Below are 24,547 nucleotides of genomic sequence, written 5' to 3' on the forward strand. Positions count from 1 at the left end.
CGCTAGCACCCCTTGGACAGTTGTAAGAGGCGCGCCATGGACGATCTGAAATCTAAATACCTTTCCCTGATTGCCAATGCCGCAGATGAGGCCGCAATCGAAGACCTGCGTGTGCAAGCCGTCGGCAAAAAAGGCGAGATCAGCCTGAAAATGCGTGAGCTGGGTAAGATGACCCCAGAAGAACGCCAGACAGCAGGTCCCGCGTTGAACGCCCTCAAAGACGAGATCAACAGCGCCCTCGCGGGTAAAAAGGCGGCGCTGGCTGATGCCGCGCTTGATGAACGTCTGCGCAGTGAATGGCTGGACGTGACGTTGCCCGCGCGTGATCGTCGCGAAGGTTCGATCCACCCGATCAGCCAAGTGACTGAAGAAGTCAGCGCGATCTTTGCCGACATGGGTTTCTCTGTCGCCGAAGGCCCGCAGATCGAATCTGATTGGTATAACTTTGATGCGTTGAATATCCCCGGCCACCACCCCGCGCGGGCCGAGATGGACACGTTCTATACACACCGCGCCGATGGTGACGACCGGCCGCCGCATGTTTTGCGCACGCACACCAGCCCGGTTCAGATCCGGAGCATGGAGGCCAACGGCGCCCCGATCCGCATCATCTGCCCGGGCCGCGTGTATCGTGCGGATTATGACCAGACGCACACGCCGATGTTTAACCAAGTCGAAGGTTTGGCCATCGACAAAGACATCAGCATGGCAAACCTGAAATGGACGCTGGAAGAATTCTTTAGCGCGTATTTCGGTGCCCGCGTGAAGACCCGTTTCCGCGCGTCCCACTTCCCCTTCACGGAGCCATCAGCCGAAGTTGATATTCAATGTTCATGGGTTGATGGGCAACTAAAGGTCGGCGAAGGCGATGGCTGGCTCGAAGTTCTGGGTTCCGGCATGGTCCACCCCAAAGTGCTGCAAGCCGCCAAGATCGACCCTGACCTGTGGCAAGGCTTTGCCTTTGGCGTTGGTATCGACCGGATTGCGATGTTGAAATACGGGATTCCTGATTTACGCGCGTTCTTTGACAGCGACCTGCGCTGGCTGCGGCACTATGGATTTGGTGCGCTGCAAGTGCCGACGCTACATGGCGGGCTTTAGGTGAGAAAAGATACGCAGATTGCTCTACTTGCCGCACTAGCGGGCTTTTCTATGAGTATAGCATTCTGTGTTTGGCTGGACGCTGGACATTTGGTTTCTGATCGATTTGTGCCAGGTGTTATCGGGTCATGTACAGCGCTCATTATCGCATTCGTCGTCTATCCTTGGCAAAAGGAACGAGATCGATGGCTTCAATTACGGTCTGAGTCCCGGAGTAGTTACCAAGCGTTTGTCACTGACTGGGTGGCGCTTGAGGCGAAAATTTCCAATTTCCGAACCGCGTGTGGTGGCAACGAAAACGTAAATATTTTCTATGTGATAGACTTGATGGAAGAGGCGCGAAAGCTACGAGTTAAGGCGTATCTTACAGCATCGCCTGTGATAATTAAGAAAACTACCGAATTAAACCTGCACATGAATCAACTTCTTGGGACGCTAGATGAGCAGAGGAAGAAATATGCCGGAAGAGATGAGGTATCGGTTTCGGAATTTACTAACGATTTAAAGGGAGTTTTTGATCAGACACGTGGTAACAGGATTAAAGCTTTTGAAGAACTTGTTACTCTGATGGGAGAAGACGAATTTGGTCAAAAATGGCCGTTCAAGTATTAGCGGCCAATCTATAGCCCCGTCGCCCGGCATCGCCGGGCAGCGCCCGGACCTCCCTCATGGGGAGGGCGCTTTGCACCCACCCCGAGGTCCGAACGATGCCCTCTGTTTTGAATGAATGGAAACCACATGACCAATGACGTTGAAGACCTGCAAGACACATACCCCGGCGCGGGGACGTTTCGGTTTGGTGATGGACCAGAGCTGTGCCAGCATCTGATCGCGCTTGTCCGCAAGGGCAAGAAGCGCGCGACCTGTGGTGCGCTTTCTGAATTCGATGGTGACCCTGATTCCATGCCCGTCGTTGGTCGCTGCGATATTGCCGCCAACTGGGACGGCACGCCTGCGCTAGTCATCCGCACCACGGGCGTCGAAGCAGTCCGCTATTGCGACGTAACCGAAGAAATGGCGCTGGCCGAGGGCGAAGACGATACGTTGTTGGCGTGGCGAAAATCGCACAAGGCCTATTTCAAACGCAACGGTGACTTTGACCCTGAAATGATGCTCGTGTTCGAACATTTCGAATTGGTTGAGGATCTTGCTGGGCGTGAACTTTAGGGTGTCGGTGGGGTAAACCCCACCCTACGGTCTTTCCCCTTGCTGCGTAATCCGGTAAGCCCTGTTTAACCTATTTAAACCGCAGGACCGGACCCATGAAATTCACCCTCTCCTGGCTGAAACACCACCTTGAAACTGACGCATCCGTTGCGGAAATTGAGGAAGCGCTGACCGACCTCGGTCTTGAGGTCGAAGGTATCGAAGACCCGGCCGCAAAGCTGCGCGATTTTACCATCGCCAAAGTCGTGCACGCAGAAAAGCACCCTGATGCGGACAAGCTGAAGGTTTGTAAGGTAATTTCGGACGAGGGCGAGACACAGATCGTCTGTGGCGCACCGAACGCACGCGAAGGTATTACTGTCGTTCTCGCGAAACCCGGCACCTACATTCCCGGTCTGGATATCACCATCAAGGTTGGCAATATCCGCGGCGTTGATAGCTTTGGCATGATGGCCTCTGAAAAAGAGCTGGAGCTATCCGACGAACATAACGGCATCATTGAACTGCCATCTGGCGAAGTCGGCGAGAACTTTGCTGATTGGCTGGCAGCGAACGATCCGTCTAAGGTCGATCCCATGATTGAAATCGCGATTACTCCGAACCGTCCCGATGCGTTGGGTGTTCGTGGAATTGCGCGTGATCTGGCAGCGCGCGGTCTGGGTAAGCTGAAACCGTGCGAGGTTGATCCTGTCGCGGCATCGTTCAAATCTGACATGACCGTATCAATCGATGACGATACGCTTGATGGCTGTCCCGTTTTCTACGGTCGCTTGATCAAAGGCGTTAAAAACGGACCAAGCCCGGAATGGCTTCAGCAGCAGCTGCGCGCCATTGGTTTGCGTCCGATCAGTTTCCTTGTCGATGTGACGAACTGGTTCACATATGATCTGAACCGTCCGCTGCACGTGTTCGATGCGGACAAGGTCGCGGGTAACCTGCGTGTTCATCGTGCTAAGGGTGGCGAAACCATCACTGCGCTGGACGACAAAGAATACACACTGCAGGCTGGCCAAATGGTCATTTCTGACGACAAGTCGGTCGAAAGCATCGCTGGCATCATGGGGGGCGCCGACACTGGATGCACCGAAGATACTGTGAACGTGTTCGTTGAAAGCGCCTATTGGGATCCGATCCAGATCGCTTACGCGGGTCGTGCGCTTAAGATTAATTCGGACGCGCGGTATCGTTTTGAACGCGGTGTCGATCCGGCCTTTACACCCGAAGGGTTAGAGCATGCTGTGCGTATGATCGTGGATCACGCTGGTGGTGAGGTATCCGAGGTTGTTCAAGCAGGCGAGGTTCCTGATACCGCACGCGCCTATAAGCTGGATGCCAAGCGTTTGATCAGTCTGGTGGGGATGGATATCCCAGAAAGCACACAGCGTCAGACACTGACTGCGCTTGGCTTTAGGCTCGAGGGTAACATGGCGCATGTGCCGTCATGGCGGCCCGATGTTCAGGGCGAGGCTGATCTGGTCGAGGAAGTCGCGCGTATCGCGTCGCTGACCAAGCTCGAAGGTAAGCCGCTGCCACGCATGGATGCTGGCGTGCCAAAACCAATTCTGACAGACGGTCAAAGCCGCCAGAAAAACGCGCGCCGGACTGCTGCTGCGCTTGGTTACAACGAATGCGTCACCTACAGCTTTATCGACCGTGAGGCAGCGACGCTGTTTGGGGGTGGCGATGATGCGACGATGCTTGAGAACCCGATTAGTTCGGAAATGTCGCATATGCGCCCTGCGTTGCTGCCCGGTCTGTTGCGTGCTGCTGCCCGTAATCAGGCGCGTGGTTTCATGGATATGGCATTGTTCGAAGTTGGCGCAGCCTTTCACGGCGGTGAACCGGGCGAACAGCATAACCTCGTTTCTGGTGTTTTGATCGGCCGCACTGGCCCTAAGGATGTGCATGGCACGTCCCGTCCGGTTGATGTTTATGACGCCAAGGCAGATGTTGAGGCTGTGTTGGCCGCGATTGGTGCGCCTACAAAGGTGCAAATCCTACGTGGTGCGCGAGAATGGTGGCACCCCGGCCGTCACGGTAAAGTATGCCTTGGCCCAAAAAAGGTTCTGGCTGTCTTTGGTGAATTGCACCCAAAGGTGCTGCGCGAGATGGATATCAAAGGCCCAGCGGTTGGCTTTACCGTTTGGTTGGATGAAATCCCGACGCCGAAAAACAAATCTGCAACGCGTCCTGCGCTTGCCGCGACTGACTTGCAAGCGGTCGAGCGTGACTTTGCCTTTGTCGTTGACGCAGATGTCGAGGCGCTGACGTTGGTCAACGCTGCTGCAGGGGCAGACAAAGGGTTGATCACTGATGTGCGCGTTTTTGACGAATTCATCGGTGGCGCTTTGGGTGAAGGCAAGAAATCCCTTGCCGTAACAGTACGCCTGCAGCCCAAAGACAAAACGCTGAAGGATGCGGATATCGAAGCGGTCAGCGCGAAGATCGTCGAGAAGGTAGCCAAAGCCACAGGCGGAACGCTGCGCGGATAATACCGCGACTGCGTATAGTTTGAAGCAATTAAAGGAGCAGAAAATGCTAAAGGTATATTTGTCGGGTGAAATCCACACTGACTGGCGTGACCAAATCACGGCAGCGGCGGGTGATCTGGACGTCAGCTTTTCTGCTCCGGTGACTGATCATGCGGCGTCTGATGATTGCGGTGTTGCGATCATGGGCGCAGAGCCGGACAAGTTTTGGCATGACAACAAAGGTGCTAAGCTAAACGCGATCCGCACCCGCCACGCGATTGAAACCGCTGATATCGTTGTTGTTCGGTTTGGTGACAAATATAAACAGTGGAATGCAGCCTTTGATGCGGGATACGCCGCTGCGCTTGGCAAGTCACTGATCGTGATGCATGGCGATGACCACCAGCACGCCCTGAAAGAAGTCGACGCAGCGGCCCTTGCTGTTGTGCAAGAGCCGGCGCAGGTCGTTGATATTTTGCGCTACGTGCTCAGCGGACAGCTGCCCCTATCAAGCTGATCCATTCGGGTCAGGGATAGTCTTGGCCTTTTGGACTGCTGGGCGTGCAAAAAACCGCTCAACATATGCAGGCACGTTTTTCAGATCGTGATAGCCGACTTCGTCCTTGGTGCCATAGAACTCTAACGCGTTGACCCAAGGCGCAATTGCCATGTCCGCGATAGAGTAATCACCGGCGACCCAGTCTTGCCCATCTAGCTGTTTTTCAAGCACGTTCAAAAGGCGGATTGCCTCATCGCGATAGCGTTCGCGCGGGCGGGGATCTTCGATCTGGGAACCCGCGAATTTATAGAAGAAACCCATCTGCCCAAGCATCGGCCCGAGGCCGCCCATTTGAAACATCAGCCACTGGGTGACACGTGCCTTATCAGTTGCAGTTGAACCGATGAATTTTCCAGTTTTTTCAGCCAGATAAAGTAGAATGGCACCACTTTCGAAAATGCCAATCGGGCCATCGGGTCCGTTGGGGTCAACAATAGCTGGAATCTTGTTGTTTGGGTTAAGCGACAAGAACGCCGGGCTTTTCACGTCATCGTCGCTAAGCGTCACCAGGTGCGCCTCGTAGGGCAGGTTCATTTCTTCGAGCGCGATAGAAATTTTGACCCCGTTTGGAGTGGGATAAGAGTAAAGTTGAATGACCGATTTATCTTGGGCTGGCCAACGTTCGGTAATCGGAAAATTTGCAGTATCAATCATCAGTTGAATCCTTTGTGTGGCTTCGTTGTTTTCAAGTAGGGGGAACGCACGGAAATAAAACCCATGATTTTGTTCGTAAAACTGCGTAAATATGTGCGCACATGCGCAGCTGGCGTAGGATCAGCGCGCCAAAAAGGAAGTGGGACAACACATGATCAACGAATTCAAAGACTTTATCGCCAAAGGCAATGTCATGGACATGGCCGTTGGTATCATCATTGGTGCCGCCTTCACAGCGATTGTGTCATCGCTTGTTGGTGACCTGATTAACCCAATCATCGGCCTTGTGTCTGGTGGTGTTGATTTTACAAATAAATACGCTGTTCTTGCCGGTGAAGTGCCAGCTGGCGCGTCTTTGGAAGCTGCGCGCGAAGCGGGTGCGTCTATCTTTGCTTATGGTTCTTTCATCATGGCAGTCATCAACTTTTTGATCATCGCATTTGTTGTGTTCATGCTGGTTAAGATGGTGAACCGTGCGAAAGATGCCGCTGCGAAGGAAGAAGAAGCAGCACCAGAAGCACCAAAAGGTCCAACACAAGAAGAACTGTTGGCTGAAATCTTGGTTGCACTGAAAAAATAAGCTTAACGTTGTTAAGCATGAGGGCCCGTCATTGCGACGGGCCCTTTCTATATTTTAAGCGCTAAAATTGGCGGTAGTACGTCAAGATCCAGCGCCTTGCCGACTGCGGCATAAGTTACTTTGCCTGCGTGAATATTTAAGCCACGCAAAAGGTGTTCGTCGTCTTTACAGGCCTGTTTCCAACCTTTGTCCGCCAAGGCAAGCATATAAGGCATCGTGGCATTTCCCAACGCGATGGTAGACGTACGCGCAACGGCGCCCGGCATATTGGCGACGCAATAATGCATGACCCCATCCACACTGTAGATCGGGTTTTCATGGGTCGTAACGCGTGATGTTTCGAAACATCCGCCTTGGTCAATAGCGACATCGACAAGCACAGCACCGGGTTTAAGTTCAGACAGTTGCGCGCGGCTGAGCAATTTGGGTGCTGTGGCCCCCGGAATGAGCACGGCACCGATAATCAGGTCGGCTTCTTTTGCGAGGTCGATGATGTTACCTGCGCTTGCGAAATTGGTTTTGAAACGTCCGCCATACACTTCGTCTAAATAGCGAAGCCGAGGAAGCGAGCGGTCTACGACAGTTACATCTGCGCCCATCCCAGCAGCGATTTTGGCCGCCTGCGTGCCAACAACACCCCCACCAAGAACCGCAACATTTGCAGGACTAACACCGGGAACACCGCCCATAAGAACCCCACGACCGCCATTTGCCTTTTGAAGGGTCCACGCCCCCATTTGCGGCGCAAGCCGACCCGCGACTTCTGACATCGGCGCGAGCAGGGGCAAACCCCCTGCATCATCGGTCACGGTTTCGTAGGCGATACATGTGGCGCCAGAGTCCAGCAGATCGTCAGTCTGTCCTATATCCGCTGCAAGGTGAAGATACGCAAAAAGAAGCTGCCCTTCGCGTAGCATTTTACGTTCTGGTGATAGCGGTTCTTTGACCTTCACAATCATTTCTGCGCTGCGATAGATCTCAGCGGGGGTGCCGACAATTGTGGCGCCTGCGTCAATGTACGCTTGATCGGCGAAGCCTGCGCCGGTCCCTGCGCCGGTTTCGACGGTGACGGAATGCCCATGGGCGATCGCCTCTTGGGCTGCATTCGGGGTAATGCCGACGCGAAACTCCTGAGGTTTTATCTCTTTGGGGCAGCCAATATGCATGTACATCTCCTACTATTTACAACCCTAAGCGCATTCTGACGCATTTTTCTGGGTATTTTGATTGTCTGTGGTGGTATCGGCAGTAAAATCGTGCGTAACTTTGGCTTTTAACAACATGATTGCGCGTGAAATGGACCTAGACACGATTGATCGGCGAATCCTGCAGGTTTTGCAAAAGACGGGGCGCGTATCCAACGCGGAACTTTCTGAGGTTGCAAACCTGTCACCTTCGGCGTGCCACCGCCGCGTGCAGCGCATGGAAAAAGAAGGCTATATTCGCGACTATGTGGCGCTTTTGAACCCGCGTAAGGTAGGTCTGCCAACAACCGTGTTCGTTGAAATAACTTTAAGCGCACAAGCGGATGAAGTTTTGGATGCATTCGAGCGCGCCGTTGCATTGGTGCCTGATGTTCTTGAATGTCATTTGATGGCTGGAACTGCCGACTATTTGCTAAAGGTTGTCGCAAACGACACCGAAGATTTTGCACGTATTCACCGCCGATACCTGGCTCGGTTACCGGGGGTCGCGCAAATGCAGTCTTCGTTCGCCTTGCGAACAGTGCGTAATACAACAGCTTTGCCAGTTTAGGCATTTGTTACCCCAAATCGGTTTGGGGTTGGGGAAGTATGGCGCGCCACCGCCATCTGTAGGCAGTTGTCATTCGTTGTTTTCGTAGCATAACCAATCATTTTGCTGCGGCCCCAATGCGAAAGAATGAAATGGAAGGTCTCACTGTTTGCTGCTTTGAAGGACCGTAGTCAAATATTTCATAATTGTTATGTATCCAAAGGTATCAGTGCCGAAGCAAAGGTATAGCTTTACGGCGTTCCGGTTTGGGCATGTTCGGAAGGTGTCATTGCCCCGGGTTCCTGTTGAAATGGCTGCGCATAGCACTGACGTGTCCCGATTAAATTCGCGGACAGCAGCGTGCCCCTTTCCCTTAACGGCTTAGCGCGTTAATAGGCCTTTGATATAACGAAGGAGCCAGCCAAATGGGTTATAGAATCGTCGTCGTGGGTGCCACCGGAAACGTGGGCCGCGAAATGCTGAACATCCTTGATGAACGGGAATTCCCCATCGAAGAACTTGCCGTGTTGGCTAGTCGTAAATCGCTGGGCAGCGAAGTTAGCTTTGGCGAAAAGACTTTGAAAACAAAGGATCTTGATACCTTTGATTTTGCTGGGTGGGATATGGCTCTCTTTGCAGTCGGTTCCGACGCGACAAAGAAATACGCGCCAAAGGCCGCAGCGGCTGGTTGTGTTGTTATCGATAACTCTTCGCTGTACCGCTATGACCCTGATGTGCCGCTTATTGTTCCCGAAGTGAATGCCGAAGCAATTCACGGCTATTCAAAGAAAAACATCATCGCGAACCCGAACTGTTCGACCGCACAAATGGTTGTGGCGCTGAAGCCGTTGCACGACCGCGCAACGATCAAACGCGTTGTGGTAAGCACATATCAGTCCGTATCTGGCGCTGGTAAGGGCGGCGCTGACGAACTTTGGGATCAAACCAAATCGATCTACAACCCGACCGACGACAAGCCCGCGCGCCAGTTTACCAAACAGATTGCCTTTAACGTCATTCCGCACATTGATGTGTTCATGGAAGACGGTTCCACCAAAGAAGAGTGGAAGATGGTCGCGGAAACGAAAAAGATCGTCGACAAGAACATCAAGGTCACCGCGACTTGCGTACGTGTGCCCGTATTTGTTGGCCATTCAGAAGCGATCAACATCGAATTCGAAGATCATCTAGACGAAGACGAGGCGCGCGAAATTTTGCGCGAAGCACCGGGTATCATGGTGATCGATAAGCGCGAAGATGGTGGTTATGTCACACCGGTCGAATGTGTCGGTGATTTCGCGACTTTCATCAGTCGTATCCGTCAAGACAGCACAATCGACAATGGCCTGAACCTATGGTGCGTGTCAGACAATTTGCGCAAAGGTGCCGCACTGAACGCGGTACAGATCGCCGAAGTGTTGGGTCGTGAGTGCTTGAAAAAGGGGTAACAACCCGTTTTAGTATTGATAACGAAAGGGCGTCTTCGGCGCCCTTTTTTGTGTCTAAACGGTGGGGGTGATCATGGCGACTTTTTTGACGCGTGCCGAACCTGATGCGCGCCCATTGGTCGGGGTCGCGCTTGTTGCGCTGGCCGTGCTATTTTTTGCGCTGGGTGATGTTCTGACCAAGGGGCTGACTGCCCGTTATCCAATTCCGATGATCGTCGCTGTGCGGTATTTGGCGAGCCTTATTTTGCTCACGGTCTTTGTTTGGCCACGCTTGCGATCCAGACTTTGGAAAACGGAGCGCACGGGGTTGGTGCTGCTAAGAGGCTGCACACTGGCTTTGGCATCGTTAACGATGGGGTTGGCGTTGCGGCTGATGCCAATCGGTGAAACCATCGCCATTATGTACGTTTCTCCGTTCGCGGTAATGGCGATTGCAGTGCCATTGTTGGGCGAAAAGGTTACGCCGGTAGGCTGGTTCTTTGCGATCCTTGGCTTTTGCGGCGTGCTGTTGATCATGCGACCCGGTGGCGGGCTTGATCCGATGGGGGTGCTATGGGCGCTGTTAAATGCAGCATGCGCTACGGCCTATCACTTGCTGACGCGCGTGTTGTCGCGGACAGAAACCAGCATCGCAATGATCTTTCATGTTACGCTGGTGGGGGCGGTATTCTTTACGCTGTCCGCGCTACCAACGCTGAGCGGCCCATTGCCAAGCTTGCCTGACTTTGGCGCAATGGTTTTGCTTGGTATGTTTGCGACTTCTGGACATTTTCTGTTTGCAGTCGCGTACCGTCATGCGCCAGCGTCACTCATCGCGCCGGTGAATTACCTGCATTTGGTTTGGGCGGCATTGTTGGGTTGGCTGGTCTTTGGCGATCTACCTGACGGTATATCGATGATCGGTATTGCAATGATCATCCTTGCGGGTGTGTGTCTCGCGGTGAAGTCGCACCTTCAACGTCATTAGCGGGGTTTACTGCGCCACATAATGATTAAGCCAGATGCCACGATCAACGCACTGCCGAACAACATATTGGTGCTGACGGTTTCTTTGAAAATAAGGACGCCGCAGGCGACTCCGAACAGCAGCCGCGCATATCTGAACGGGGTCACAGCGGATACTTCACCTGTACGCATTGCTTTCATCAACCCGGCATAGGCGGCTGCCCCGACCAATGACGCGCCGCAAAGGTGTAGGGCTGCGACTGGTGTGATGGTTGCGAAGGCTACGCCTTCATAAAACGCATAAATCACCCCAGCAATCACGACAGCAAGAAACCCGTAAAACCCAAGTGCGGCCGTCCCTAGCGTCTTAGGCGCCGCGCGGCTTGCTAGATCGCGACCTGCAAAGCCGAGCATCCCAAGCACCGCCAAAATGGATAGCGCAGAAAAGCTATCACTGCCGGGTTGGATTATGATAAGCACGCCAATCAGTCCGACAACAATTGCGATCCAGCGGCGTAGCCCGACCTTTTCACCAAAAAACAAAGCGGCGCTTGCGACGACGACAATCGGGGTGGCTTGTAAGATTACTGTCGCAGATGACAGTGGGGTAAGCGCAATAGCCAGCGCATAGAATAGACGGCCCATCACCTCGAATAGGACCCTGATCCGCATTGGGCGCGAAACGACATCAGCGCTAAGAAGCGGTGTTTTCGTTAGGAATGCCGCTGCGGCGAATACAATCGCGCCCCCGGTGCCAAACAAAATCAAGAGCTGCCCAACGGGTAGGGTCACTGCGGCTGCTTTGACAAATACGTCTTCAATTGCAAAGCACGCCATTGCAGCGATCATCCATAGGCTACCAATTAAATTGGCACGCCGATCCAATGTGTGTTGGTCTTGCATGCTGATCCTGCTGAGAGTGGGACGGCCATGTGTGAGCGGCTTTGGGTTGATGGTCAATTGAACATTAAAAAATAATTTTCGATGGCGACCAAGGATTTCCCCGTGACGTGCGTCATACAGTGTACAACTATCTAGCGAAATTTGCAGGAGAACTCATATGTTTCGCCCACTTCTGACCACAAGCCTTATCGCGCTCTGCGCTCCCGCCTTTGCCGATACATTCACTGGCGAGGCCAGCGTTGATGCAGTCACGATCTATCCGGGGCTGGCCACGGTGACCCGCCAGGTCACGTTGGATTTACCTACTGGTCAACATGAAATCATCGTGCCCGGCCTTCCTGAACAGCTTGCGACCGAAAGCTTGCGCCTTTCTGCCCCGCAGGGCGTTCAGCTTGGCGCGGTTAGTCTTGCACATGACCGTTTGCCGGTGACGCCCGATCAGACATCGTCCGAAATTCTGGCTGCAAAGGACAAGGTTGCGCGTTTAGAAGATGTGTTACGTCAGCGTGACGCAGAGATTGCAGAAATTCGGTTGCAAGTGATAGCCGCCGAAGAACAGATCGCGTTCCTGCAAAGTCTGTCACAGGCCAGTGCTGGTGAAACCTTAACCACGAGTAGCATCACCGATATTCAGGCACTTGCGCAAATGGTCGGGGCTGAAACGCTTGCGGTTCGCAAGGCCGCCTTTGAAGCGGAACAAGAGGCGCAGGCGTCTGAACGCGCCCGTGAAGATGATGTCGAAGCGCTCGATGATGCACAGCGCGCGCTTAACGCGTTGATGGCGCCAGAGCAGGACGGATCGGTCTTAACCTTTTCGGTTGTCACGGCAGAGGCAGGCGAGGTGACGATTGACGTCAGCACGCAAGAGGGGTTCGCGAATTGGTCCCCGGTTTACGATATGCGGCTGACGACGGGGGATGCGCCGACGCTTGATTTAGATAGGTCCGTGGTGGTGGGCCAACACACGGGTCAAGACTGGACAGATGTTAAACTGGTACTGTCTACGGCACGCCCGGGCGAACAAATTGCCCCAAGCGGCGTTTGGGCGCCACTGCGCAGGATCGTTTCTGAAGATGAGTTGCAGCGTGACAAGATGATGCGCACGATGGAAGATGAGATATCCATGGAGGCTTCGGATATCATGGGGTCGTTGGCTTCGCCGCTAGCACCCGCGCCGAGCGTGCAAGCGACGGCGGACTTTAGTGGTGCAGCGGTTACCTATACCTATCCGGGTCGCGTGAGCATTCGCAATGGCGTGGATGACTTGCGGTTGCCGCTAGATACACTGTCGCTTGATGCGGATATTTGGGCCGAAGCCGCCCCGAGTCGCGACAACATCGCCTACCGCGTCGCAGAGTTCACGAATGATACGCAAGAATTGCTGCTGCCCGGAAAGACGCTGATGTTTGCTGACGGCACAATGATTGGGTTCTCTAGCTTGCCCATGATTGCAACCGGTGCAGAGACCCAAATGGGCTTTGGTCCACTGGATGGTATCGTGCTGAACCGAATGACACCCAACAAGTCAGAGGGCGAGCGCGGCGTGTTTTCCAGCAGCAACCAGTTGGAAGAAGAGGCCGTAATTACGGTCGAAAACCTGACTGGCCAAGACTGGGACGTGCTGCTGCGTGATGCAGTGCCATATTCGGAACAAGACGACCTAGAGGTCGAAGTCACCGCTAGCCCGACTGTGACGCGCACGAACCCCGAAGGGCGTCGTGGTATTCTTGAATGGGATTTGTCAGTGCCGGCTGGTAAAACGCAAGAAATTACGTTGGATTATACTCTTACGTGGCCAAGCGGGTATGTGCTGCAATAGGAATGTCCGGGTCTAAAACGCTAGCGGAGTTGTACAGTTTCATTTGGTGATGAAAGTTCGCCAAATGAAATCGATAATTAACACTGCCAACAGCGTCAAAAAGCCAAACAGGACGAGCTTCGAGCGCAGGCTCGTCCGTACTTCATGATCAGGGTAAGCTAGGATCCACTTTCCAGCCTCTGCCGAGGCAGTCAGTATGTCTAAGCTGACAGGGATGAATGGATACACCTGACCATGGCGGTCGATTGGCAGTACACGCCGATGCCCCGGCGGTTCGTCACCAACGTAGTGGAAGTAATATAAGAAGCCGCCCATATCGACATCAAAGCGCTTGGCGAAGTCATCTATCAGTTCATTAGCATCGTCGCCTTCAATGCCATTTCCAATAAATACATCCGAAAGATCAAAGCTATCCTGCCCGCGAAAGTTATATACGGACAGGTGCTCTAAAATTTCTTCACGACGGCCCATATGCGTTACATGTTCGGGTAATTCGGCCCGTCGCCACCTTGTGGGACTGTCCAGTTGATGTTCTGGCTTGGGTCCTTGATGTCACAGGTTTTACAGTGGACGCAGTTTTGGAAGTTAATGACAAAGCGGGTGTCTTTGCCTTCTTCCTCTACGTACTCATAGACGCCTGCCGGGCAGTAGCGTGCGGCGGGGCCAGCGTATTTGGGCAGGTTGATGTTAACCGGCACTGATGGGTCTTTGAGGTGCAGGTGGGCAGGTTGGCTTTCCTCGTGGTTGGTAAAGCTGAATGCCACGTTTGTAAGCCGGTCAAATGACAGCGTGCCATCAGGTTTGGGGTAGTCGATAACCTTGTGCTTACTGGCCTCTTCGGTGGCATCTGCGTCGGATTTGCCGTGCTTGAGGGTGCCAAGTAGCGAGAAACCGAATGTGTTGGTCCACATGTCCATGCCGCCGACAGCCAACGAAGCAAGTAGACCGTATTTCGACCAAAGTGGTTTCACATTGCGCACCTTTTTCAGGTCATCGCCGATTTCGCCATCGCGTACGACGGTTTCATAATCGGTGAGTTCGTCGCTTTGACGGCCGTCTTTGAATGCTTCGACCGCTGCTTCGGCAGCCGCGATGCCTGATAGCATTGCGTTATGGTTGCCTTTGATACGTGGAACGTTGACCATGCCCGCAGAACAACCCAGTAGCGCGCCGCCGGGGAATGTCAGCTTTGGCATCGACTGATAGCCGCCTTCGGTAATTGCGCGGGCACCGTAAGCGATACGCTTACCGCCCTTAAGCAGGTCGGCGACCATTGGGTGATGCTTAAAGCGTTGGAATTCCATGTAAGGAAACAAGTGGGGGTTTTTATAGTTCAGGTGAACCACAAAGCCGACATAGACTTGATTGTTTTCAAGGTGATAGATGAACGATCCGCCGCCCGCGTTTCCACCCAAAGGCCAACCCATCGTGTGGGTGACGGTACCTTCTTTGTGCTTAGCTGGGTCGATTTCCCAGATCTCTTTCATGCCAACGCCGTATTTCTGAACGTCGTGGCCCGCACTTAGCGCGAATTTCTCGATGACTTCTTTTGATAGTGAACCGCGCACGCCCTCGGACAGGAACACGTATTTCCCGTGCAGTTCCATGCCGGGTTCATAGGATGGGCCTTGGGTGCCGTCTGCATTTTTGCCGAATTCGCCAGCAACGACGCCTTTGACTTCGCCGTCGTCACCGTAAACCAATTCAGAGCAGGCCATGCCGGGGAAGATTTCGACGCCCAACTCTTCGGCTTGTTCGGCCATCCAGCGACAGACGTTGCCCATCGACACAATGTAGTTGCCGTGGTTGTTCATCAAAGGCGGCATAGCAAAATTCGGCACGCGAATTTGGCCTGCTTCGCCAAGCATATAGAAATTATCGTTTTCGACAGGCACGTTCAGCGGCGCGCCTTTTTCTTTCCAATCAGGGATTAATTTGTTCAGGCCGACCGGATCAAGCACCGCGCCGGATAGAATATGTGCGCCAACTTCAGATCCCTTTTCCAGAACAACGACATCCAGATCGGCGTCAAGTTGCTTGAGGCGGATCGCCGCTGATAGGCCAGCAGGCCCTGCGCCAACGATTACTACGTCATATTCCATCGCTTCGCGTTCAATCTCGGCCATCTAGAAATCCTTCACTTGTTGGGACTGCTGCCCCCTTTTAATCGGTTGCAGCAAGGGTTACCTGATGCGGGATTGTGGGGCAATCAAGACACAACGTCAAAACTAGATACCGCGACACGTGATCACGGCATAAGGCTTGACTTTGATCACCCCACTTAGGCTATGAACGTTCGATTGACACTTTTTACCCCGGGAGCGGATGCACTATGGAAAAAATTCCACTCACACGCGCAGGCTTTGACAAATTGGATGCTGAACTGAAGCACCTGAAAACGATTGAACGCCCCGCCATCATTCGCGCCATCGCCGAAGCCCGCGAACACGGCGACCTGTCCGAGAACGCGGAATATCATTCTGCGAAGGAAAAGCAGTCTTTTATCGAAGGCCGCGTGAAAGAGCTGGAAGGCGTAATTTCACTGGCTGACGTGATCGACGTGGCCAAGCTAAAGGGCACCGTGAAATTTGGTGCGACAGTTGAACTGGTCGATGAAGACACCGACGAAGAAAAGACCTATCAGATTGTGGGCGAGTATGAAGCCGACATCGAAAGCGGTAAGCTGAATATGCAGTCGCCGCTATCTCGTGCCTTGATTGGCAAAGATGAAGGCGACAGCGTTGAAGTCCGTACGCCAGGTGGTGTGCGTAGTTATGAAATTCTTAGCATTATATATAAGTAAGGGTGCCTTGTTATGGCGCGACGATCGCAGAGCGGATCGACGACAGGTAGCGATGGTTTGACACAGTTTGACCGAATGGCTCTGGGGCTTTCGGTTGGTTGGCTAGTCATCGTTGGCTTGTTTTTTGTGATACTACCTCCGGGTATTTTCACTGAAGCTGGCTTTGATAGTTTGCGTTTTATGATGCTGTTGGTGGCGGTTTTTATGCCTGTGGCAATGATTGCGGTTGTCGCAGTTGTTGCCCGTGCGCAGCGCGTGTCGCGTGACGAAGCATTCCGCATGCAAGCCGCGCTTGATGCGATGCGGCAGACGCGTGTGTCGCAGCCTGCCCCCCAACGCCCTGCTGCTGCAGGGCCCAGTGCGACGGCCCGCCGTCAGCCTCCTGAAATGCAGGCACCGCTTACCGTGATCGAAGCACCGGTTGAGCCCGCGCCACCTACTCAGCAATTATCTCATATCGATTTAGTCCGCGCCTTGAACTTTCCTGACAACGAAGAAGACGTCGAAGGCTTTGCCGCACTTCGCTGTGCACTGCGCGACCCCGATGCGCGTCAGATCGTGCAATCCAGCCAAGATGTACTGACACTACTGTCGCAGGACGGCATCTATATGGATGATCTTCATGCGGAACCCACGCATCCTGACCTATGGCGCCGATTTGCTAAGGGCGAGCGTGGTGAGGGTATCGCTGGGCTGGGTGGTGTGAATGATCCTGCGCATCTGGTACCAACTGCCAAACGGATGACCGAAGACACGATTTTCCGTGATTCTATGTCGCATTTTTTGCGCCGCTTTGATCAGACCGTCGCGGCCTTTGAAATCAACGCCAGCGATGATGATTTGCTTGCCTTGGCTGAAACCCGGACGGCACGCGCCTTTATGCTGCTTGCCCGCGTGAAAGGCAGCTTTGAATAAGCAAGCCGGGTGACAAGATAGTCATGGTGCGCTAGCCCTTTACCAAACGAAAGGGGCTAGCAATGAAAACCATTTCTGAAAATCGCTGCTACGGCGGCACCCAAGGGGTCTATTCCCACGCTTCTGACGCGTGTAACTGCGATATGACTTTCGCGGTTTTCCTACCCGAAGAGGCCGCGTTTGGTCCGGTTCCCGTTCTGTGGTTCCTGTCGGGGCTGACCTGCACCCATGAAAACGCGATGACCAAGGCGGGTGCGCAGGCATGGGCCGCCGAACAAGGGATTGCTATCATTTTCCCTGATACGTCACCGCGTGGCGAGGATGTCGCCGACGACGAAGCCTACGATTTGGGGCAGGGCGCTGGGTTCTACATCGACGCGACCGAGGAACCTTGGCGCAAGCATTACAAAATGTGGAGCTATATCGCGGATGAACTGCCTGCCTTGGTCGGCGAGAACTTCCCGCTTGATATGGAGCGTCAGTCGATTTGCGGTCATTCAATGGGCGGTCACGGTGCGCTGACGTTTGCGATGGCGCTGCCCGGCCGTTTCCGGTCTGTGTCTGCCTTTGCGCCGATCTGTAATCCGCTGAAAAGCGACTGGGGTCGCAAGCAATTCACGGCCTATTGGGGCGCAGATGAATCCAAATGGGGTCCACATGACGCCAGTGTCCTGATGCAGGGCGAGGGATTTGATGGGCCAATCTTGATTGATACAGGAACAGATGATCAGTTTGGTGACTTGCTTGGGACCGAGGCGCTTGCCCAAGCGATGGCTGCAAAACGCCAAGAAGGAACGATCAGGCTGCAAAAGGGCTATGATCATTCGTATTTCTTCATCTCGACCTTCATGGAAGATCACGTCAACTTTCACGCCGAGGCGCTCTACGCATGATATACGTTGATGCTGACGCCTGCCCGGTCAAAGCCGAAGTAGAACGCGTCGGTACCCGCCATAAGCTAAAGATGTTCGTCGTTTCTAACGGCGGCATCCGGCCTTCGGTTAATCCATTTGTAGAAACCGTGGTGGTTCCCGATGGCCCCGATGTGGCGGACATGTGGATCGCCGACCGGGCAACCAAAGGCGATGTGGTCATCACGGGTGACATTCCTCTTGCTGCGCGGTGCATCGAAAACGGTGCGCTGGTGCTAAAGCATAACGGTGAACCACTGACGCAAGCCAACATTGGCAACGTGCTTGCGACCCGGGATCTTATGGCAGACATGCGCGCAGCCGACCCGTTTCGCCAAGGCGGTGGTAAGCCCTTTGGCAAGGCCGACCGCGCCCGTTTCTTAGACTCTCTTGAACGGATGGTGCGGCAGGCGGCACGCTAGCCAAGTCTACCGTTTACACCCTGTAAGCGACTGCTAAGGTGGCCCTAATTTGAACACGAGGGCCCAACATGGCAGATATTCAGGCAGTTATTTTTGACATCGGAAACGTGCTAATCGAATGGCAGCCAGAGCGGTTTTATGACCGTGTTATTGGCGCTGATCGACGCAAGGCGATGTTTGCTGAGATTGATCTGCACGGTATCAATGATCTGGTCGATCGCGGCCATCACTTCCGCGACACGATCTATGCGGCTGCTGAAGAAAACCCCGAATGGCGTAACGAAGTCCGCATGTGGCATGACAATTGGTCCGAAATGGCAACGCCGACGATTGACCATTCTGTACGTTTGTTACGTGCGCTGCGCGTGGCTGGCGTGCCAGTATTTGCGCTTTCGAATTTTGGCATTCAGACGTTTGAAATCGCAGAGCCTGTCTATCCATTCCTAAAAGAATTCGACCGCCGTTATATCTCGGGCCATATGCAAGAGGTTAAGCCGGGCCACCGGATTTATGAAATGGTCGAGGAAGACTGCGGTATCGCGCCTGCTGGCCTGCTGTTTGCCGATGATCGGGCGGATAACATCGCGACTGCTGCGGAACGGGGGTGGCAAACCCATTTGTTTACGCACCCACAGGGTTGGGCAGATCGGCTAGTGGCCGAAGGTCTGCTAACACCAGAAGCCGCACAATGACTGTGATGATCCCTTTTGCCGAGGGGGAGGCCCAGCTTGATTGGATTGCGCTGACGGATGCCTTGGCCGATGGGCACAAACTGAAAAAGGCCGATGTCGCGGATGTGTTTCTGTACGAGGGCGACAACACGCTTTTGAACCGATCCGCGTGGATTTCCGGGATGGGCCTCGCTGTGAAATGCGCGACCGTGTTTCCGGGGAACCGTTCTGTCGGCAAACCAATGGTCGGCGGTGCCGTGAACCTGTTTTCGGATAAGGACGGATCGCTTGAAGCAATTGTCGATTTCCATCTTGTGACCAAATGGAAAACGGCGGGCGATAGCCTGCTTGCCGCACGTCGGTTGGCGCGACCTGACAGCAAAAACATTCTGATCGTTGGTGCCGGCACAGTCGGACACGGGCTTCGCGAAGCCTATGCTGCGGCCTTTCCTGATGCGCAGTTTACCGTATGGAATAGATCGCCCGAAGGCGCTGATCGTTTCAAAGAAGCATTTCCCGATGTCTATATCGCAGCAGACCTTGCCGAGGCGGTGAACCGCGCAGATATCGTGACCTCGGCCACGATGTCGACCGAGCCGCTGATCAAAGGTGAATGGCTCCGACCCGGTCAGCACATTGATCTTATCGGTGCGTATCGGCCCGATATGCGCGAAGTTGATGACGCCGCGTTGCAGCGGTCGCGCATCTTTGTTGATAGCTTTGACACCACCGTCGATCACATCGGAGAGATCAAAATTCCGCTCAAAAATGGGGTGATTACCCAAGACAGTATCGTGGCGGATTATTATGCGTTAGACCAGTTCGTGCGCACAGATGATGCTGAAATTACACTCTTTAAAAACGGCGGTGGTGCGCACCTTGATTTGATGACGAGCCGCTACATACTGGCGGCATGGCTAGCGCGGGGCGCGACCTAGCCAAAAAACGGGACGGAATAATGATGTCGTATCTAGTGTATTTGGGGCTGTTTTTATTTGTGGCGGCTTTGCCCATTCTTTTAGAATTACGACGTAAACCGATCTCCGAAGAAGAACGTGGACAGACGACTGGTGATTTAGCGCAGCTAAGCCAAGGCGTTACGCACTACCGTTGGATCGGCCCAGTGCGTGGACCGGTTGCCGTTGTTGTGCACGGGGTGTCGACGTCTTCGGTCGCGGTTGAAGGTCTTGCGCATGGGTTGGGTGAGTTAGGCTATCGGGTATTGGTCTATGATCTGTACGGTCGTGGGTATTCAGATGCGGTATCTGGCCGACAAAACCAAGCATTTTTCTTGCAGCAATTAGTTGATATTCTTGCGCACCAAGGATTAGCCGAAGATATCACACTTGTTGGGTATTCGATGGGCGGTTCTATCGCGACTGCGTTTGCATCCGACAATCCGCATTACATCAAACGTCTTATTCTTGTTGCGCCAGCGGGTGTTGTGACTAACGAAAGCAAGTTTGCGCAGTTCTGCCGCCGGTTCCCGATCATCGGGGATTGGGCGCATGGTGTGCTGGCACGTCGTCGTGCGCGCAAGGCGATCCCTCGCGATGGGGATAATCCGATGGCTAACACTGTCTATGCCGCGCAACGTCAAGAACTGCGTCGTCGCGGCTTTCTGCCTGCAATTTTGTCTAGCCGTCGCGGAATATTGTCTGACGTTCAAGAAAAAGACCACCGCCGATTGGCGCGTCTTGATGTGCCAACAATCGCGGTTTGGGCCGAAAATGATAAAGTAATTCCAATCCAAGCGCTGGGCGTCATGGCGCAGTGGCACAGAAGTGTGCGACAAGAAGTCGTTGCCGAGGCCGGGCATGCTATGCCGTACACCCATTGCCCACAGCTCATGCAGGCCATTGGCAAGGCGTTAAAGTCTTAACGACTAGGCTGGTGCGGCGGCGGGCCTGTTTTCTTTGATGGGTAAATGTACGATTGCGCTGAATGCGCCAATTGCGACCCCGACCCACCACACGTGGGAATAGGTCCCATAGATATCGTATAGCTTGCCGCCCAGCCAAACGCCCATGAACGATCCCAATTGGTGCGAAAAGAAGACGATCCCATAAAGCGTCCCCATATATCTGATCCCATACAGATGCGCGACGAGTCCAGATGTCAGTGGAACGGTCGCAAGCCACAGGCTGCCCATGCCAACAGAGAACAAGATGACACTGAACGGGGTTATCGGAAAGATGATGAATGCTGCGGAAATGATCGTCCGGCCAGCGTAAATTCCAGCCAGCAAGTATTTCTTAGAATATCGATTGCCAGCCCAACCCGCGAGCAAGGTACCCGCGATGTTGGCAAGTCCGATCAAAGAGATCGCCACAGCGCCAAGCCTGCTTGTTGTCGTTATGCCCATACTGGCAAGAAGACCGCCTTGGTCCAGCGGTCCGCACATTTCGGTCACAAGGGCCGGAAAATGCGCGGTGACAAAGGCAAGCTGATAGCCGCACGAAAAGAACCCTAGAAAGATGAGCGTATAGGATGGGTCTTTGAATGCACGGATCAGGATCGCGCCCATGCTTTCCTCAAGCTCTGCCTTGGTTGCTTTGGCGGGGCTGCGCATCATTGGCAGAACCAGCAACGTTGCCATGATCATGCCAGCGAATGCGACGAAGGTGGACTGCCATGTCATGAAGCCCAGCAAATATTCGGCAAGCGGTGCGCCAAACACTTGGCCAGCTGACCCTGCAGCCGTCGCAATAGCGAGCGCCATCGAACGGTTTTCGGCAGATGCCGCACGCCCTACGACGGCAAGGATCACACCAAACCCGGTTCCAGCAATCCCGAACCCGACAAGAATTTCATAGAACTGATGTGCTGCTGGCGTGGTTGCACCTGCGGACAAGAGCAGGCCGGCCGCATAAAACAGTGCCCCCATAATGATCGCTTTACGGTCGCCAATTTTCTCGGCAATTGCGCCAAAGATTGGCTGCCCGATACCCCAAGCGAGGTTTTGAATCGCAATCGCTAGGCTGAAATCCGAACGGAGCCACCCGAATTCAGAGGCGATTGGAATTTGAAACACCCCAAAGGACGCACGAATCGCGAAACCGGTCATGATGATCAGGCATCCCGCAATTAGCACGGGGGTTATTAGGGGGGCTTTGTGTTCCATTCAGACAGTTCGCGCGGTCACCGGATCATTGTCAATTATTCAATTGTATCGACACGCTTTTCATCATTGCGGTGCCGGGGTATCCCACGGCTATGACAGTTCAAAACGCATATCAATCCGCCGTTGCTGCGGGTACTCTTAATTCTGATGACGCGCAGATCGCGGTCCTTCCTGAGCTTGAGCGTGTTCGCACAGCACTGGCCACCCCGGTTAAGCGCGGGCTGTTCCGCAAGGCGCCGCCGCCGGTGCCTGGTCTTTATATGTGGGGCGGGGTTGGGCGCGGAAAATCCATGCTGATGGATCTACTTTATGATCAAGTCGATGTGCCAAAGCGTCGCCGACATTTCCATGCTTTCATGCAGTGGGTGCATTCTGAAATGACCGAAGCCCGCAAGCTAGGGGTCGACGACGCGATTGCCCCTGTCGCCGCCAAACTGGCGGATGAGGTCCGGTTTCTTGCGTTCGATGAAATGCAGATCACCGATATTACAGACGCCATGATTGTGGGGCGCTTGTTCGAAGCTTTATTTGCAGCGGGTGTCGTTGTGGTTACGACGTCAAACCGCCCGCCCGACGATCTTTATAAAAACGGTTTGAATCGCCAATTGTTCACGCCCTTTATCGCGCTGATCAAAGAACGGATGGTGGTCCATGAATTGGTCAGCGACACGGATTACCGGCAGGACCGTCTTGCCGGGAAACAAAGTTATTTCACCCCAAATGATGACGCCGCGCGGATAGCGATCAATGAAATTTGGGACCACCTCAGTAATGGTAAGTCTGAACCTTTGGTTCTGCATGTCAAAGGCCGAGAGGTCGAACTGCCGGGTTATCACAACGGTACAGCGCGGGCGAAGTTTTATGACCTTTGTGGTCGGTTCCTTGGCGCTGCGGATTATCTGGCGTTGGCCGATGCGGTACGGGTATTGATTCTCGAAGATATTCCAGCGCTATCGCGTAGTAACTTTAACGAGGCCAAACGGTTCGTCACACTTGTTGACGCACTTTACGAAGGCAAAGTGCAACTGATCTGTTCAGCGGCCGCCGAACCAGAGATGCTGTACCTCGAAGGTGAGGGCACTTTTGAATTTGAGCGTACCGCCAGCCGTTTGCGGGAAATGCAATCGGCTGACTGGGGGGCTTAGATACCGACGAATGCTTCGGCTTCTGGATCGTAGGCCTCAAGGGTGCCTTCGCCGATGTCGTTCCATAGGCCGTGAATTGATAATGTGCCGTCTTTGACAGCCTTTTCCACGAACGGGAAAGTCATCAGGTTTTCTAGAGACACCAGCACCGCGCCTTTTTCCAGTGCGCGTAGGCGGGATTCTTCGTCGCCTTCTGGCAAGGCATCGAAACCGGGGCGCAGAATATCCATCCAACGGCCAACAAAGCTGCCTTTTTCTTCAAGTTCGGGCGCGTTGCCTGAACACATATGATAGCAGCCAGCGACGCCGCCGCAGCTTGAGTGCCCAAGAATCACAAGATGCGACACCTTCAACGCGGTTACTGCATATTCGACGGCTGCTGAGGTACCGTGTTGATTGCCGTCGGGTTGGAACGGGGGCACCAAGTTCGCGATGTTGCGGTGAATAAAGAATTCACCCTGATCCGCACCAAAGATTGAGGTGACATGCACACGGCTGTCGCAGCATGAAATAATCATGGCGCGCGGGCGCTGACCTTCGTCAGCAAGGCGACGATACCAACCTTTGTTGTCTGCATAGGTTGTTGCTTTCCAGCCGTGATAGCGGGTGACCATGTAAGCTGGCAGTGGGCGGGCGAATTTCATAGCGGGCTCCCTAGCGATTTCGAACGAAACTATGTCGTATTTTCGGAAATTTCGAGCGGTTTTTCACGCCGTTATCAACCTTCTGAAAACTAAGCTTCGCTAGATTTAGATTTATGGAAAAAAATACCACTAAATTCGCGCTCCAACGGGGTGCTTACGATGATATCGTTATCTTGTGCTGTTTGGATAAATTGCAGTTCGATCCGGCACCCTTGCAACGTTTATTCGCAGCCAAAACAGAGGGGGAAGCAGAACAAATTGTATGTAGGGTGTTAGAAGAATTAGCCACCCAATTGGCTGGGTTACAACAAGGGCTTGCTGCACAAAACTTTGCTTTGATGCTAAAGCTATGCCGTAAAATTCGGTTGGTTGCAGAACAAATTGGTCTTACCGAAATGGCGATTACCGCCGGTCATATCCAAACTTGCCTTAAACAATCCGATGGCATCGCGTTAGAGGCGACATTGGCCCGGTTGGAACGTGCGTTTGACTTTGCCGTGAACGAGGTGTGGAATTTCCGCCAAAGGTGAC

General features: G+C 53.7%; 26 protein-coding genes. 19 read left to right on the top strand and 7 right to left on the bottom strand.

Annotation, left to right across the window (positions count from 1 at the left end):
- Positions 1 to 36 precede the first annotated feature (36 nt).
- The 5 genes from pheS to CYQ09_RS15540 all read left to right on the top strand — a co-directional run bounded on the left by pheS (position 37) and on the right by CYQ09_RS15540 (position 5,256).
- Entirely contained in the window at positions 37 to 1,101 is a 1,065-nt protein-coding gene (gene pheS, locus CYQ09_RS15520; protein WP_106746301.1) for a phenylalanine--tRNA ligase subunit alpha, read from the top strand.
- On the top strand, positions 1,102 to 1,713 hold the full coding sequence (locus CYQ09_RS15525) for a hypothetical protein (protein ID WP_106746302.1): 612 nt from the start codon (positions 1,102 to 1,104) through the stop codon (positions 1,711 to 1,713). It abuts the gene before it with no gap.
- Positions 1,714 to 1,839: 126 nt separating this feature from the next.
- Entirely contained in the window at positions 1,840 to 2,268 is a 429-nt protein-coding gene (locus CYQ09_RS15530) for an ASCH domain-containing protein (protein WP_106746303.1), read from the top strand.
- 95 nt (positions 2,269 to 2,363) lie between these two features.
- Positions 2,364 to 4,760, top strand: a complete 2,397-nt coding sequence (gene pheT / locus CYQ09_RS15535) for a phenylalanine--tRNA ligase subunit beta (RefSeq protein ID WP_106746304.1) — start codon at positions 2,364 to 2,366, stop codon at positions 4,758 to 4,760.
- Positions 4,761 to 4,803: 43 nt separating this feature from the next.
- A complete protein-coding gene (locus CYQ09_RS15540) occupies positions 4,804 to 5,256 on the top strand; it encodes a YtoQ family protein (protein WP_106358909.1) in 453 nt (150 codons plus the stop codon).
- Here the strand turns inward: CYQ09_RS15540 and CYQ09_RS15545 are convergent.
- Positions 5,248 to 5,952: a glutathione S-transferase family protein gene (locus CYQ09_RS15545; RefSeq protein ID WP_106746305.1), complete on the bottom strand. Its 705-nt coding sequence runs from the start codon at positions 5,950 to 5,952 to the stop codon at positions 5,248 to 5,250. The genes CYQ09_RS15540 and CYQ09_RS15545 overlap by 9 nt on opposite strands.
- A 151-nt stretch (positions 5,953 to 6,103) precedes the next feature.
- Between CYQ09_RS15545 and mscL the strand changes: the two genes are divergently transcribed.
- The gene (gene mscL / locus CYQ09_RS15550; protein ID WP_106746306.1) at positions 6,104 to 6,532 is read left to right on the top strand and encodes a large conductance mechanosensitive channel protein MscL; all 429 of its coding nucleotides are present in this window, start codon (positions 6,104 to 6,106) and stop codon (positions 6,530 to 6,532) included.
- A 47-nt stretch (positions 6,533 to 6,579) separates the two neighbouring features.
- Here the strand turns inward: mscL and ald are convergent, their stop codons facing one another.
- Complete coding sequence (ald, locus tag CYQ09_RS15555) at positions 6,580 to 7,698, bottom strand: alanine dehydrogenase (RefSeq protein WP_106746413.1); 1,119 nt, start codon at positions 7,696 to 7,698, stop codon at positions 6,580 to 6,582.
- A gap of 130 nt (positions 7,699 to 7,828) precedes the next feature.
- Between ald and CYQ09_RS15560 the strand changes: the two genes are divergently transcribed.
- The 3 genes from CYQ09_RS15560 to CYQ09_RS15570 all read left to right on the top strand — a co-directional run bounded on the left by CYQ09_RS15560 (position 7,829) and on the right by CYQ09_RS15570 (position 10,681).
- On the top strand, positions 7,829 to 8,287 hold the full coding sequence (locus CYQ09_RS15560) for an Lrp/AsnC family transcriptional regulator (RefSeq protein ID WP_106358905.1): 459 nt from the start codon (positions 7,829 to 7,831) through the stop codon (positions 8,285 to 8,287).
- 404 nt (positions 8,288 to 8,691) lie between these two features.
- Positions 8,692 to 9,714 (top strand): aspartate-semialdehyde dehydrogenase, encoded by a 1,023-nt coding sequence (locus tag CYQ09_RS15565; RefSeq protein WP_106746307.1) that lies wholly within the window; start codon positions 8,692 to 8,694, stop codon positions 9,712 to 9,714.
- 73 nt (positions 9,715 to 9,787) lie between these two features.
- A complete protein-coding gene (locus CYQ09_RS15570; protein WP_106746308.1) occupies positions 9,788 to 10,681 on the top strand; it encodes a DMT family transporter in 894 nt (297 codons plus the stop codon).
- On the opposite strand, the gene CYQ09_RS15575 is transcribed toward CYQ09_RS15570, so the two are convergent.
- Positions 10,678 to 11,562 carry a DMT family transporter gene (locus CYQ09_RS15575; RefSeq protein WP_239495973.1) on the bottom strand — a complete coding sequence of 295 codons (885 nt, stop codon included), beginning with the start codon at positions 11,560 to 11,562 and terminating at the stop codon, positions 10,678 to 10,680. The genes CYQ09_RS15570 and CYQ09_RS15575 overlap by 4 nt on opposite strands.
- Positions 11,563 to 11,719: 157 nt before the next feature.
- Between CYQ09_RS15575 and CYQ09_RS15580 the strand changes: the two genes are divergently transcribed.
- A complete protein-coding gene (locus CYQ09_RS15580; protein WP_106746309.1) occupies positions 11,720 to 13,381 on the top strand; it encodes a mucoidy inhibitor MuiA family protein in 1,662 nt (553 codons plus the stop codon).
- A 39-nt stretch (positions 13,382 to 13,420) separates the two neighbouring features.
- Here CYQ09_RS15580 and CYQ09_RS15585 read toward each other — a convergent pair whose 3' ends face one another.
- Positions 13,421 to 13,852, bottom strand: a complete 432-nt coding sequence (locus CYQ09_RS15585) for a DUF1493 family protein (protein WP_106746310.1) — start codon at positions 13,850 to 13,852, stop codon at positions 13,421 to 13,423.
- A 5-nt stretch (positions 13,853 to 13,857) separates the two neighbouring features.
- A complete protein-coding gene (locus tag CYQ09_RS15590) occupies positions 13,858 to 15,507 on the bottom strand; it encodes an electron transfer flavoprotein-ubiquinone oxidoreductase (RefSeq protein ID WP_106746311.1) in 1,650 nt (549 codons plus the stop codon).
- A gap of 206 nt (positions 15,508 to 15,713) precedes the next feature.
- On the opposite strand from CYQ09_RS15590, the gene greA reads away from it, so the two are divergent.
- The 7 genes from greA (at position 15,714) to CYQ09_RS15625 (ending at position 20,985) form a co-directional block, all read left to right on the top strand.
- Positions 15,714 to 16,184, top strand: coding sequence for a transcription elongation factor GreA (gene greA / locus CYQ09_RS15595; RefSeq protein ID WP_106746312.1), 471 nt, complete (start codon positions 15,714 to 15,716; stop codon positions 16,182 to 16,184).
- A 12-nt stretch (positions 16,185 to 16,196) separates the two neighbouring features.
- Positions 16,197 to 17,099: a hypothetical protein gene (locus tag CYQ09_RS15600; protein ID WP_106746313.1), complete on the top strand. Its 903-nt coding sequence runs from the start codon at positions 16,197 to 16,199 to the stop codon at positions 17,097 to 17,099.
- A 62-nt stretch (positions 17,100 to 17,161) separates the two neighbouring features.
- The gene (gene fghA / locus CYQ09_RS15605) at positions 17,162 to 17,992 is read left to right on the top strand and encodes an S-formylglutathione hydrolase (protein ID WP_106746314.1); all 831 of its coding nucleotides are present in this window, start codon (positions 17,162 to 17,164) and stop codon (positions 17,990 to 17,992) included.
- The gene (locus CYQ09_RS15610) at positions 17,989 to 18,432 is read left to right on the top strand and encodes a YaiI/YqxD family protein (protein WP_106746315.1); all 444 of its coding nucleotides are present in this window, start codon (positions 17,989 to 17,991) and stop codon (positions 18,430 to 18,432) included. The genes fghA and CYQ09_RS15610 overlap by 4 nt, the downstream gene beginning before the upstream one ends.
- A 68-nt stretch (positions 18,433 to 18,500) precedes the next feature.
- Entirely contained in the window at positions 18,501 to 19,124 is a 624-nt protein-coding gene (locus CYQ09_RS15615; protein WP_106746316.1) for an HAD family hydrolase, read from the top strand.
- On the top strand, positions 19,121 to 20,041 hold the full coding sequence (locus tag CYQ09_RS15620) for an ornithine cyclodeaminase family protein (protein WP_106746317.1): 921 nt from the start codon (positions 19,121 to 19,123) through the stop codon (positions 20,039 to 20,041). The genes CYQ09_RS15615 and CYQ09_RS15620 overlap by 4 nt, the downstream gene beginning before the upstream one ends.
- A 20-nt stretch (positions 20,042 to 20,061) precedes the next feature.
- On the top strand, positions 20,062 to 20,985 hold the full coding sequence (locus CYQ09_RS15625) for an alpha/beta fold hydrolase (protein ID WP_239495974.1): 924 nt from the start codon (positions 20,062 to 20,064) through the stop codon (positions 20,983 to 20,985).
- 3 nt (positions 20,986 to 20,988) lie between these two features.
- On the opposite strand, the gene CYQ09_RS15630 is transcribed toward CYQ09_RS15625, so the two are convergent.
- Positions 20,989 to 22,227 (bottom strand): MFS transporter, encoded by a 1,239-nt coding sequence (locus CYQ09_RS15630; RefSeq protein ID WP_106746318.1) that lies wholly within the window; start codon positions 22,225 to 22,227, stop codon positions 20,989 to 20,991.
- A gap of 92 nt (positions 22,228 to 22,319) precedes the next feature.
- Between CYQ09_RS15630 and zapE the strand changes: the two genes are divergently transcribed.
- Entirely contained in the window at positions 22,320 to 23,372 is a 1,053-nt protein-coding gene (gene zapE, locus CYQ09_RS15635) for a cell division protein ZapE (protein ID WP_106746319.1), read from the top strand.
- On the opposite strand, the gene CYQ09_RS15640 is transcribed toward zapE, so the two are convergent.
- Complete coding sequence (locus tag CYQ09_RS15640; protein WP_106358891.1) at positions 23,369 to 24,016, bottom strand: carbonic anhydrase; 648 nt, start codon at positions 24,014 to 24,016, stop codon at positions 23,369 to 23,371. The two genes, zapE and CYQ09_RS15640, sit on opposite strands and share 4 nt — an antisense overlap.
- A gap of 113 nt (positions 24,017 to 24,129) precedes the next feature.
- On the opposite strand from CYQ09_RS15640, the gene CYQ09_RS15645 reads away from it, so the two are divergent.
- Entirely contained in the window at positions 24,130 to 24,546 is a 417-nt protein-coding gene (locus tag CYQ09_RS15645) for a hypothetical protein (protein WP_106746320.1), read from the top strand.
- Position 24,547 lies beyond the last annotated feature (1 nt).

This window comes from Yoonia maritima, assembly GCF_002933395.1.
Lineage (GTDB): Bacteria > Pseudomonadota > Alphaproteobacteria > Rhodobacterales > Rhodobacteraceae > Yoonia > Yoonia maritima_A.

Coding starts and splice junctions, on each gene's coding strand:
- fghA (WP_106746314.1), top strand. CDS start 17,162: ATGAAAACCATTTCTGAAAATCGCTGCTACGGCGGCACCCAAGGGGTC.
- CYQ09_RS15530 (WP_106746303.1), top strand. CDS start 1,840: ATGACCAATGACGTTGAAGACCTGCAAGACACATACCCCGGCGCGGGG.
- CYQ09_RS15630 (WP_106746318.1), bottom strand. CDS start 22,227: ATGGAACACAAAGCCCCCCTAATAACCCCCGTGCTAATTGCGGGATGC.
- CYQ09_RS15585 (WP_106746310.1), bottom strand. CDS start 13,852: ATGGGCCGTCGTGAAGAAATTTTAGAGCACCTGTCCGTATATAACTTT.
- CYQ09_RS15645 (WP_106746320.1), top strand. CDS start 24,130: ATGGAAAAAAATACCACTAAATTCGCGCTCCAACGGGGTGCTTACGAT.
- ald (WP_106746413.1), bottom strand. CDS start 7,698: ATGCATATTGGCTGCCCCAAAGAGATAAAACCTCAGGAGTTTCGCGTC.
- CYQ09_RS15545 (WP_106746305.1), bottom strand. CDS start 5,952: ATGATTGATACTGCAAATTTTCCGATTACCGAACGTTGGCCAGCCCAA.
- CYQ09_RS15615 (WP_106746316.1), top strand. CDS start 18,501: ATGGCAGATATTCAGGCAGTTATTTTTGACATCGGAAACGTGCTAATC.
- CYQ09_RS15560 (WP_106358905.1), top strand. CDS start 7,829: ATGGACCTAGACACGATTGATCGGCGAATCCTGCAGGTTTTGCAAAAG.
- CYQ09_RS15540 (WP_106358909.1), top strand. CDS start 4,804: ATGCTAAAGGTATATTTGTCGGGTGAAATCCACACTGACTGGCGTGAC.
- CYQ09_RS15640 (WP_106358891.1), bottom strand. CDS start 24,016: ATGAAATTCGCCCGCCCACTGCCAGCTTACATGGTCACCCGCTATCAC.
- pheT (WP_106746304.1), top strand. CDS start 2,364: ATGAAATTCACCCTCTCCTGGCTGAAACACCACCTTGAAACTGACGCA.
- zapE (WP_106746319.1), top strand. CDS start 22,320: ATGACAGTTCAAAACGCATATCAATCCGCCGTTGCTGCGGGTACTCTT.
- CYQ09_RS15625 (WP_239495974.1), top strand. CDS start 20,062: ATGATGTCGTATCTAGTGTATTTGGGGCTGTTTTTATTTGTGGCGGCT.
- CYQ09_RS15580 (WP_106746309.1), top strand. CDS start 11,720: ATGTTTCGCCCACTTCTGACCACAAGCCTTATCGCGCTCTGCGCTCCC.
- CYQ09_RS15600 (WP_106746313.1), top strand. CDS start 16,197: ATGGCGCGACGATCGCAGAGCGGATCGACGACAGGTAGCGATGGTTTG.
- CYQ09_RS15620 (WP_106746317.1), top strand. CDS start 19,121: ATGACTGTGATGATCCCTTTTGCCGAGGGGGAGGCCCAGCTTGATTGG.
- pheS (WP_106746301.1), top strand. CDS start 37: ATGGACGATCTGAAATCTAAATACCTTTCCCTGATTGCCAATGCCGCA.
- CYQ09_RS15575 (WP_239495973.1), bottom strand. CDS start 11,562: ATGCAAGACCAACACACATTGGATCGGCGTGCCAATTTAATTGGTAGC.
- CYQ09_RS15610 (WP_106746315.1), top strand. CDS start 17,989: ATGATATACGTTGATGCTGACGCCTGCCCGGTCAAAGCCGAAGTAGAA.
- CYQ09_RS15570 (WP_106746308.1), top strand. CDS start 9,788: ATGGCGACTTTTTTGACGCGTGCCGAACCTGATGCGCGCCCATTGGTC.
- greA (WP_106746312.1), top strand. CDS start 15,714: ATGGAAAAAATTCCACTCACACGCGCAGGCTTTGACAAATTGGATGCT.
- CYQ09_RS15590 (WP_106746311.1), bottom strand. CDS start 15,507: ATGGCCGAGATTGAACGCGAAGCGATGGAATATGACGTAGTAATCGTT.
- mscL (WP_106746306.1), top strand. CDS start 6,104: ATGATCAACGAATTCAAAGACTTTATCGCCAAAGGCAATGTCATGGAC.
- CYQ09_RS15565 (WP_106746307.1), top strand. CDS start 8,692: ATGGGTTATAGAATCGTCGTCGTGGGTGCCACCGGAAACGTGGGCCGC.